The organism is Vreelandella aquamarina, from assembly GCF_900110265.1.
GTDB lineage: Bacteria > Pseudomonadota > Gammaproteobacteria > Pseudomonadales > Halomonadaceae > Vreelandella > Vreelandella aquamarina.
The window spans coordinates 1-9,790 of the sequence record NZ_FODB01000081.1 but is presented as its reverse complement, the minus strand read 5'-3'; the positions used below and the strand labels follow the sequence as shown (position 1 = coordinate 9,790).

Here is a 9,790-nt window from a genome sequence, read left to right as displayed (position 1 = left end):
TGGGAGGAAGGTCGCGCGCCTTACCCTGGGAGGCCTGTTCGCCTGCCATTGGCTACCGACACCGTGAGGTGTCGGGATGGGCGAACAGGAGTCAGCAGAGGTCATAGTAGGCTCTTTAACCAAGAGCTGAAGGGCTGAACCTGTCACGAGCGGATAGTTGACCGCTTTCTGATGTGTACGAGCAGAAGCCTCCCCGGAGGGCTCTCGATAACTGTGTGGCGGGCCGGAAGCCCAACGACTGTCGAAGCGCTTAGAGCACACAGGCGGGCGGATTCAGCGGAACGAAGCTCAGTCCAATAGTGGATGACAGGAACCGCCGTGGTACGGATCCGTATGCCCGGTGGTGTGAGAGGACGGGGGAGGCGACTCCCCCTCCTACTCGATTTGTCACCTAACGCACCACCACCGTCAGCGTGCCGCCCTTGCCTTGGGTTGAAGAGCGCGAGCGGTTGCTGCCTTTGACGATATCGACCTCTAGCCGCTCGTCGTCACTCAACAACTTGACCGTTCCTTCTAGGGTGTCGCCTTCAAAGGTGAATTCTGCGGGTACAGTGCCGCGGGTTTCAGGATGTTCGACAGTTTCGCCGTTATGGGTAATGCGCCAGTGGGCTGAGAATTCTGCGCCGGGGGAGCCGCTCATGGTGATGTGGATCTGGGTCATATCCTGCTCCTGTGCGGCTAGCCCTGTTAAGGGAAAGCCAAAGGTGAGCACGGCGGTAAACAAAGCGCCGTGTAAACGTAAAGCCTGCCAAGCCGTTGGTTGTTTCATGGTTAGCTACCTCGTTAACCACAAGAGCCGCTCAACATGAGCGGCTCTTGCAGTGTAGCAGGCGTTCTAATTACCAGTTACCCAGTGTTACATAACAGCAAAGGCTTTCTCTGCGGCATCCAGAGTGAGCTGGATATCCTCAGGCGTATGGGCACTGGACATAAAGCCCGCTTCATAGGCAGAAGGCGCGAGATAAACGCCATGATCAAGCATCGCACCAAAGAAGCGGCGGAAGGCATCCGGGTTACAGGCAGTCGCCTGGGCAAAGTTATCGACCCGCGATTGAGAGGTAAAGAAAAGACCAAACATGCCGCCCGCTGATTGCGTCATCATCGGCACTCGCGCCGCATTGGCACGCTCTTGCAGGCCGTTACACAGCGTTTGTACGCGCTGGCTCAAGGCGTCGTGGAAGCCCGGTACCTGCAGCTTGGTGAGTAGTGCCACCCCGGCAGCCATGGCCAGCGGATTCCCCGACAGCGTGCCTGCCTGGTACACCGGCCCCAGCGGAGAGATGTTCTGCATGATGTCGCGCTTACCGCCAAACGCGCCGACTGGCATACCGCCACCAACGATCTTACCCAAGCAGGTCAGATCCGGCGTGACACCGTAGTAAGCCTGGGCACCGCCCAACGCGACGCGGAAACCGGTCATCACCTCATCAAAAATCAGGATGCTGCCGTACTCGTTACAAACGTGGCGCAGGGTTTCCAAGAAACCTGGCTGAGGCGGAATGCAGTTCATATTGCCCGCCACCGGCTCGACGATGATGCAGGCAATCTGCTCACCGATCTCGGCAAAGCACGCTTCCACCCCCTCCGGGTCGTTGTAGGAGAGCGTGATGGTGTGCTCGGCCAGCGAGGCCGGCACGCCCGGAGAGCTGGGCTCGCCGTGGGTCAAGGCACCGGAGCCCGCTTTTACCAGCAGGGAGTCCGAGTGGCCGTGGTAGTTACCCTCGAACTTGACGATCTTGTCCCGCCCCGTGGTGCCCCGCGCCAGCCGAATCGCTGACATGGTGGCCTCGGTGCCCGAGCTGGTCATGCGCACCATTTCCATGGAGGGAATCATGTCGCAAATTAGGTCGGCCATGGTGGTTTCCACGGCGGTGGGGGTACCGAACGAGAGCCCGTTATCCAACCGTGCCCGCACCGCGGCCAGTACGTCTTGATCAGCATGACCGGTAATCATCGGTCCCCAGGAGCCGATGTAATCGACGTAGCGGTTGCCCTCCACATCAAATAGGTAGGCACCCTGCGCACGCTCCATGAAGACCGGCGGGCGGTGCAACCCTTTGAAGGCACGCACAGGAGAGTTCACGCCCCCAGGAATATGGCGACTCGCGAGGTCAAACAGTTCAGCAGATGTGGTCATGGCATCCTCTATATAAATGACTTACTACCAATGAGATCAAAAGCGCACGGGGCGTGGCAAGCGATTCGGCAAGCACTGCCCGCTCGGGGGCTGGTAGCCGTGAGACAAGCTCTCCCAGGTAAAGTGCTGCGCCTGTTCACACGCCGTTGGTAAGCGCTCACCTACCGCTAGACGCGCTGCTAAGGCTGACGCGAGCGTACAGCCGGAACCATGAAATACTTCCGGCAGCCGCGGCCATTGCCACTGGCGAGTGGTGTCGGGCGAATGCAGTGTATGCACCACTTGCTGTGCCGTACCTGGTAATGGGTCATCCGTTGCCGTCACCAGCACCGCTTGGCAACCCTGAGACAGTAGTGACACCGCACGGGCGGTATCGTCATAAGGCTCATGGATCTCAGGCGTCAGCGCCGCTAGCTCAAAGCGGTTCGGGGTTAAGATATCCACAAGCGGTAACAGCCGATCACGGTAAAGCGCCTGCAAAGCAGCTGTGGATAACATAGTGCCTCCCCCTGCTTTGAGAACCGGGTCAGCAACCACGGGTACCCCAGGAAAACGGCGAATAATTTGCTCCGCAGCGCGTAGCGTAGCTTCATCCGCCAGCAGGCCGAGCTTGATCGCGGCAATCTGCATATCACCGACGGCTTCGGCCATTTGCCGCATGGCGCCAGGGTCGGCGGGCATCACCCGCGACACGTTATGGCAGTTCTGCACGGTCATCGCCGTGGGGATCGTCACCGCCCAACCGCCGCAGGCAGCAATGGCTTCGCTATCAGCGACCAGTCCAGCACCGCCCGTGGGGTCATGGCCCGCTAACACTAAAACGACGGGGGGAAGGGGTTGGCGCATCAAAAGGGCTTCACTACCGCCAGTAGAATTATCGCGACCAGCGCAATCACGGGCGCTTCATTGAACCAGCGGAAAAATACGTGGCTCTTGGTGCAGCGCGACTGGTCAAACTGCTTCAGGTAGATCAGGCAAACGTGGTGGTAGGCAATCAACAGCGCAACCAGCGTGAGCTTAACGTGCATCCAGCCCTGGCTAAACCACGCAGGCACCAAATAGAGCATCCAACCACCAAAAATCAGCACCAGGATCATGGATGGCGTCATAATGCCGCGATAGAGCTTACGCTCCATGGTTTTGAAGTAAGTGATCGCTTGCTCATCGCCTTTATCGCGTGCCATGGCGTGGTACACATAAAGTCTTGGCAGGTAGAACAGTGCGGCAAACCAAGTAACAACGGCCATCAAGTGAATAGCCTTTACCCATTCGTACATGGTCTCTCCTTAGGCGGTGGCATATGGCTAGGAATCGGTCTCGCGGGCATCTGTTTGCCGAGCGTCAGTGTAGTGGTAATAACGCTCGATCGCGCCCCGGGTAATGATACCTGAAATTCGCTGCTGCTTTGGTCGATAGCCATGCACCACATAAAGCGCCCCAAGCGCGCTGTCTTGAAGCTTTAAAAACGCTTCCGATAGCGTGGCCTGCAAACCAATCGGGGCCATTTCCAGACGCTGGCCGGGAATCTCCAAAAGATCAATTAACTCATCCTCCGGCGGCGCTTCTCCATCGAGCGCCTCATCGTGCTCCAGCAGCCAGCGGGCAAGCTCCGCCGCCTTCAGCGCCAGCACGGGCTTCTCTTCACTAGAGCGCTCGATCACTAGCCACATGGGGTTGGTTTCCAGCAAGCGGCGAGCTTGGTCTGGCGTGATCATCCGTTCAGTACGCACTAATTGGCGCTCCATCACCGCCGGTACCGATACCCGGGAGAGCGCCTGCATCAACGGCTGCTGCAGCGGGTGTAACCCATAGCGTACTGAGCTAATGAAGAAACCTTCACAGCCCGTCAGCTGCCGCGACGTCAAGCAGGCCACCACCACGACCAGCATCCCTGGCAGCATGATATTGGGTGTATGCGTCAGCTCTAATAGCGCCATCAGCGCTGCAAGAGGCGCCTGAAGAACAGCCCCCATCATGGCTGCCATACCGAGCATGGCATAAATCCCTGGGTCAGCAGCTTTCTCAGGCCATAGCCAGCCCCCTAACATACCGCCTAGTGCACCAGTGGCCGCCCCAGCGACCAGTACCGGGCCAATAATGCCGATCGGCACGCCGCCTGCAACGGTAATCGCAGTAATCAACAGCTTGGCAACCATCAGCGCCAATAGCACATTGATCGCCAACTGATTATTCAGCGCTGCCGCCACGCTGTCGTAACCAATGCCTTGGATTTCAGGAAACCACCACGCCAATACCCCGGTGCCGACACCCACGACGCCCAATCTCAACCACAGCGGCAGGGTTTGTAGGCGCTGACTTCGTGAAATATGAATGAAAAGCCCAGCCATTAAACCAATCACCAAGCCAATCACCACGATCCAGGGCAGGTTCATCAGCGAGCCTAGCGCCACCTCAGGAATTCGAAAGGCGGGCTCGTTGCCATACATCACCTGAGCCACCAGCGCGCCCATGGTGGAGGCTAAAATAACCGGCATAAAGCTCATCAGGGTGTACTCCATCATCACCACTTCCATGGCGAAGATCACCCCAGCAATGGGCGTGTTGAACGAGGCCGAAATACCGGCTGCCGTGCCACAAGCGACCAACACCCGCAAGCTATTATTGGGCAGCCGCAGCTTTAGCCCTAACCCGCTGGAAGCCGCCGCGCCTAAATGAATCGCAGGGCCTTCGCGCCCGGCGGATAAGCCACCCAACACGGAGACGACCCCCACCCACCACTGGTTCAGCCAGTTACGCAGTGGGAAACGCCCCTGGTGATAGGTGAGACGCTCAATCACATGGCTGACGCCGAGCTTGCGCGCAGCGGAGCGCTGCCGATATAGCAACAGGCCAATCAATGTGACGGCGACGATCGGCAGAAGTGCTCTTAGCCAAGGCATCAACCCTTCGAAGGCTTCCGGATCACCGTCCGGCATGTAGAGCGCCGCCCCCGCTTCCAGCAGCAGGCGAAATGCCACCATCACCGTCCCAGTAATCACCCCAGACACCAACCCCAGCACACACAGCTGCGGTAAGGCATCCACGTTCGCCAACTGGCGGCGAAAGCTCTCTAGAGTGAAATCTGACCGAGAAAAACGTGCCACAACGTCCGTCCTTGCGTTTATTGTTCGTTTCATTGTCTCGCGTTGCGCAGCGCTCTTAAGCGCTGGCTCTCTTGTGTATCATAGCTGGATACACTTCAACAGCCTGGCCACACTGATTAGGCTGTTAATTATTCAAGCGTCGATTGCGCGAAGCGCACAAGGAGTGGTTTGTGATTAACGTTGGCATCGTGGGTGGCACCGGTTATACCGGCGTCGAACTTCTCAGACTGCTGGCTCAGCACCCTCAGGTAAACGTCAAGGCCATCACCTCTCGCTCGGAGACGGGCGTAAAAGTGTGCGACATGTACCCCAATTTACGCGGTCACTACGACACGCTGGCATTCAGCGAACCCGACGCCAAGGCGCTAGGCGCAATGGATGCGGTGTTTTTTGCGACTCCCCACGGCGTTGCCCATGCCTTAGCGGGCGAGCTGCTGGCCAACGGCACCCGCGTCATCGACCTCTCTGCGGACTTCCGCCTGCGCGATGCCGACGAGTGGAGCCGTTGGTACGACCAGCCCCACGGCGCGCCGGAGCTGCTTGAAGAAGCCGTTTACGGCCTGCCCGAAATGCACCGCGAAAAGATCAAAACGGCTCGTTTGATTGCTGTCCCTGGCTGCTATCCCACCGCCGTTCAGCTAGGCTATCTGCCGCTGTTAGAAGCTGGCTTAATTGATCCGAACCAGCTGATTGCCGACTGCAAATCTGGTGTGACCGGTGCTGGCCGCGGTGCCAAAGTTGCTTCGCTGCTGGCCGAGGCCAGTGAATCCATGAAGGCCTACGGCGCGGGTGGCCACCGCCATCTGCCGGAAATTCGTCAAGGCTTGGGCGATATGCAGCCCAACCCAGTGGGGTTGACCTTTGTTCCCCATCTAACGCCTATGATTCGCGGCATTCACGCCACGCTTTACAGCACGCTGACCGCCGAGCCAGAAGATCTACAGGCGCTCTTTGAGCAGCGCTACGCCAACGAGCCGTTTGTCGATGTCATGCCCGCCGGCAGCCACCCGGAAACCCGCAGTGTCAAAGGCAACAATACCTGCCGCATCGCGGTCCACCGCCCGGGTAACGGCAATACGGTTGTGGTGCTTTCAGTCATTGATAACCTGGTGAAGGGCGCTTCTGGGCAAGCCATTCAAAACCTTAACTTGATGTTTGGCTTTGATGAGCACATGGGGCTTAACGCCCCCGCGCTGATGCCCTAACGTTTGAGGAATTCCCAGCAATAGTTGACCAATTTGCTGGGAATTACCCATAATCACCCCCTAATACGGATTATTCGTTCTTAAAGCTCGCGGGAGGTACCCATGAGCGGTGCAGAAGCTTTTGTTCCAACTCCTCTGTTACTGTCAGACAGTGCACGCAAACGCATCAAAGCGTTAATGGCTGAAGAGAGTAACCCGGCGCTGAAACTGCGCGTGTATGTTACCGGCGGCGGCTGTTCTGGCTTTCAATACGGTTTCGACTTTGCTGAAAACGTTGCTGAAGACGACACACTCATCGAATTTGGCGATGCAACGCTAGTGGTCGACCCGCTCTCTTATCAGTATTTGGTAGGCTCCACAGTGGATTACGAGGAGGGCCTAGCAGGGGCTCGTTTTCGTATCCAAAACCCCAATGCCACTACCACGTGCGGATGTGGCGCCTCGTTTATGGTGTGACCAACGTTGGTGGCAACCCCTTCCCCATGACTTGACGCCTTGGCGGTTTCTCGCCAAGGTTGAAAGGTCAATAACAGTTGCCTAGCCAATTTATAAGAAAAAAAATTCTATAAATTGCGCGGCTAACCACATAAAACATGGGGAAACTAATGAAACACCTATTCACTACCTCTACTATTGCGACCGCCATCACACTGGGTTTGGGCAGTACCACCGCGTTTGCGCAAACACCTACCGTCAACGTGGCCACTGACCCAAGCTTTGTGCCTTTCGAAATGCTCGACCCCGATACCGGTGAAATGATCGGCTTCGACATGGACATCATCAACGAAGTGGCCGAGCGCGCTGGCTTCGAAGTCAACCTCACCACCATGGAGTTCTCGGGCATCATTCCTGCGGTGCAAACCGGCAGTCAGGAAATTGCCATTGCTGGCACGACCATCACCGAAGAGCGTGCTCAGGTCGTTGACTTCTCTGATCCCTACTACGACTCCGGTCTGCAAATCATCGTACGTGCTGATAACGAAGAGGTCTCCTCCATCGAGGATCTCGAAGGACTGTCAGTGGCCACCAAAATCGGCTCCACCAGCTACGACTTCTTACAACAAGAGCTTGGCGAAGACGCCGATATCACGCCCTACCCAGGCACCGCTGATATGTATATGGCGCTGCTGGGCCGTAACGTCGACGCCGTACTTTACGATGCGCCCAACGTGGCTTACTTCTCACAAACCCGTGGCGAAGGTCGCACTAAAGTCGTCGGCCCGCTGTACGAAGGTCAGCAGTACGGCATCGTATTTCACAAAGGCAGCGAGTGGGTAGAGCCGACCAACGAAGCGCTGGCCGCTATGCGTGAAGACGGCACCTACGATGAGATCTACACAAAGTGGTTCGGTGAAGCACCCAGCGCTGAGTAATTAGCGCTATATGCCATAACCAACGCTTAAAGCGACTCTCACCACAGGGCCGGGCGGCCATTCCCCCGGCCCTGTGTCGTTGTTCCCCTTGCCTGGAGATAACGCGTGGACGTTAACTTTCAGTTTGATTGGTCGGCTGCGTTCGGGTCGATCCCCTACTTGTTACCCGGTATTCCCTGGACGCTACTGATTTCATTTGGCGGCCTGGCGATTGGTTTTTTCATCGGTATTTTCTTTGGGTTACTGCGTATTAGCCCGGTACGCTGGCTGCGCTGGCCTGCGGTTGTGTATGTTGAAGTATTCCGCGGCACCCCTATTTTGGTCCAAGTGCTGTTTATCTTTTACGGCTTGCCGCAACTGTTGGGTGGGCCCATCAACGCCCTGGTAGCGGGTATAGCGGCCATTGCCGTCAACTCCGGTGCCTATATCTCTGAAATTGTGCGCGGCGGCGTTCAGTCCATCGAGCGCGGCCAGCGGGAAGCATCGCTATCGCTTGGCCTCTCTCGGGTGCAGGCGTTTCGCTATGTGATCTGGCCGCAGGCACTGCGCCGTATGATTCCACCACTGGGTAACCAGGGCATTATCAGTATCAAAGATACCTCGCTTTTTTCGGTTATCGGGGTCAGTGAGCTGGTACGCCAAGGGCAGATCTATATCGCCACCACCTTCACCGCGCTGGAGGTCTACTTCATGGTGGCACTGATGTATCTCGCCATTACCTGGACCCTCTCACTGGTGCTGCGCCAAATCGAGCGCCGCGGCCTCGCCGGACAATAAGGAGCGCACAATGACTTCTACTCAAACGCCCATTGTGCGTATGCAAAAGCTCCACAAGCACTTTGGCAGCCTGCACGTACTCAAAGATATCGACCTGGAAATTGTGCCTGGTGAAGTCGTCGTGGTCATCGGGGCCAGCGGCTCGGGTAAATCCACACTCATTCGCTGTATCAACGGCTTAGAAGAGTTTCAGTCAGGCAGCCTGGATGTGGACGGCAATACGCTGCTACCCAACGGTAAAAGCAGTCAGGCGCTGCAAACCATCCGCACCGAAGTGGGCATGGTATTTCAGCAGTTCAATCTGTTTCCCCACTTGAGCGTGCTCGATAATGTCACCCTCGCGCCGATGAAGGTGCGTGGTTGGAGCCGTCAGGATGCCGAAGAGACTGCCAAGCGGCTACTTGATCGCGTAGGTATTGCCGACCAGGCAAATAAGTACCCCAGCCAGCTCTCCGGTGGCCAGCAGCAGCGTGTGGCGCTGGCGCGTGCGTTGGCCATGGAGCCGCGCCTCATGCTGTTTGATGAGCCAACCTCAGCCCTTGACCCCGAGATGATTGGCGAAGTGCTAGACGCCATGCGGGAGCTTGCCAAAGAGGGTATGACCATGGTGATTGTTACTCACGAGATGGGCTTTGCACGTGAGGTAGCCGACCGCATCATCTTTATCCATAAAGGCGAAATTGCCGAACAAGGCACCCCTGAGCAGCTCTTCGATTCCCCTCAACACGAACGCACTCAGTCGTTCCTGGCACGGGTACTGAAGCACTAATGTCGTGCTAACCATGCGCTCTTAAATCGCCAATATTGCGCTTAAAACGTCCTATCTAATGGCCTGTCTTCATGACAGGCCATTTTTTTTGGTGCGCCAGGCATGGCGCGCAGCGCCAATTAGGCGCTATCCGGTCCGCCGTGGTGGTTGGCCGGATGACTTGGGGGTGAAAGTCCCCTACGGACCCTGATAGCGGGAACCGTTAGCTGAACAGCAAGGGTGTTCGTCGTGAGGCGGAATCTGAAGGAAGCTGTAGGCAAACTCCTGGCCCGACGAACAGGAACCGCATATGAGGCAGCCACATCTGGGCGAGAGGGCCATGAAACTCGAAGCCCAATAGCTATCCAGAAGATGTGGAAGTAGATGCGGCGGGTAGATGGGAGGAAGGTCGCGCGTCTTACCCTGGGAGGCCTGTTCGCCTGCCA

At 57.2% G+C, this 9,790-nt stretch carries 10 protein-coding genes; 5 read left to right on the top strand and 5 right to left on the bottom strand.

Annotated elements, in window-relative coordinates; all coding sequences use genetic code 11:
- Window positions 1-391: 391 nt before the first annotated feature.
- The 5 genes from BMY49_RS16115 to BMY49_RS16095 form a co-directional block, all read right to left on the bottom strand.
- Entirely contained in the window at window positions 392-769 is a 378-nt protein-coding gene (locus BMY49_RS16115) for a hypothetical protein (protein ID WP_044628586.1), read from the bottom strand.
- Between the two features lie 87 nt (window positions 770-856).
- The gene (hemL, locus tag BMY49_RS16110) at window positions 857-2,137 is read right to left on the bottom strand and encodes a glutamate-1-semialdehyde 2,1-aminomutase (RefSeq protein ID WP_044628587.1); all 1,281 of its coding nucleotides are present in this window, start codon (window positions 2,135-2,137) and stop codon (window positions 857-859) included.
- Between the two features lie 36 nt (window positions 2,138-2,173).
- Window positions 2,174-2,983, bottom strand: a complete 810-nt coding sequence (gene thiD / locus BMY49_RS16105; RefSeq protein ID WP_089676043.1) for a bifunctional hydroxymethylpyrimidine kinase/phosphomethylpyrimidine kinase — start codon at window positions 2,981-2,983, stop codon at window positions 2,174-2,176.
- A complete protein-coding gene (hemJ, locus tag BMY49_RS16100; RefSeq protein WP_083025783.1) occupies window positions 2,983-3,414 on the bottom strand; it encodes a protoporphyrinogen oxidase HemJ in 432 nt (143 codons plus the stop codon). The genes thiD and hemJ overlap by 1 nt, the downstream gene beginning before the upstream one ends.
- Before the next feature lie 27 nt (window positions 3,415-3,441).
- Window positions 3,442-5,241: a chloride channel protein gene (locus BMY49_RS16095; RefSeq protein ID WP_089676042.1), complete on the bottom strand. Its 1,800-nt coding sequence runs from the start codon at window positions 5,239-5,241 to the stop codon at window positions 3,442-3,444.
- Window positions 5,242-5,411: 170 nt separating this feature from the next.
- Here BMY49_RS16095 and argC point away from each other — a divergent pair, with 170 nt between their 5' ends.
- The 5 genes from argC (at window position 5,412) to BMY49_RS16070 (ending at window position 9,365) form a co-directional block, all read left to right on the top strand.
- Window positions 5,412-6,446, top strand: coding sequence for an N-acetyl-gamma-glutamyl-phosphate reductase (gene argC / locus BMY49_RS16090; RefSeq protein ID WP_062361047.1), 1,035 nt, complete (start codon window positions 5,412-5,414; stop codon window positions 6,444-6,446).
- Window positions 6,447-6,548: 102 nt separating this feature from the next.
- Window positions 6,549-6,902, top strand: coding sequence for an iron-sulfur cluster insertion protein ErpA (gene erpA, locus BMY49_RS16085; protein ID WP_054640714.1), 354 nt, complete (start codon window positions 6,549-6,551; stop codon window positions 6,900-6,902).
- Window positions 6,903-7,051: 149 nt separating this feature from the next.
- Complete coding sequence (locus BMY49_RS16080) at window positions 7,052-7,819, top strand: transporter substrate-binding domain-containing protein (RefSeq protein ID WP_089676041.1); 768 nt, start codon at window positions 7,052-7,054, stop codon at window positions 7,817-7,819.
- Window positions 7,820-7,924: 105 nt separating this feature from the next.
- Window positions 7,925-8,596, top strand: a complete 672-nt coding sequence (locus BMY49_RS16075; RefSeq protein ID WP_054640716.1) for an amino acid ABC transporter permease — start codon at window positions 7,925-7,927, stop codon at window positions 8,594-8,596.
- 10 nt (window positions 8,597-8,606) lie between these two features.
- The gene (locus BMY49_RS16070; protein ID WP_054644921.1) at window positions 8,607-9,365 is read left to right on the top strand and encodes an amino acid ABC transporter ATP-binding protein; all 759 of its coding nucleotides are present in this window, start codon (window positions 8,607-8,609) and stop codon (window positions 9,363-9,365) included.
- Window positions 9,366-9,790: the final 425 nt, after the last annotated feature.

Bases quoted from the DNA above. Each gene is read 5' to 3' on its own strand.
- hemL (WP_044628587.1), bottom strand. From the start codon at position 2,137: ATGACCACATCTGCTGAACTGTTTGACCTCGCGAGTCGCCATATTCCT.
- thiD (WP_089676043.1), bottom strand. From the start codon at position 2,983: ATGCGCCAACCCCTTCCCCCCGTCGTTTTAGTGTTAGCGGGCCATGAC.
- hemJ (WP_083025783.1), bottom strand. From the start codon at position 3,414: ATGTACGAATGGGTAAAGGCTATTCACTTGATGGCCGTTGTTACTTGG.
- BMY49_RS16070 (WP_054644921.1), top strand. From the start codon at position 8,607: ATGACTTCTACTCAAACGCCCATTGTGCGTATGCAAAAGCTCCACAAG.
- BMY49_RS16080 (WP_089676041.1), top strand. From the start codon at position 7,052: ATGAAACACCTATTCACTACCTCTACTATTGCGACCGCCATCACACTG.
- erpA (WP_054640714.1), top strand. From the start codon at position 6,549: ATGAGCGGTGCAGAAGCTTTTGTTCCAACTCCTCTGTTACTGTCAGAC.
- BMY49_RS16115 (WP_044628586.1), bottom strand. From the start codon at position 769: ATGAAACAACCAACGGCTTGGCAGGCTTTACGTTTACACGGCGCTTTG.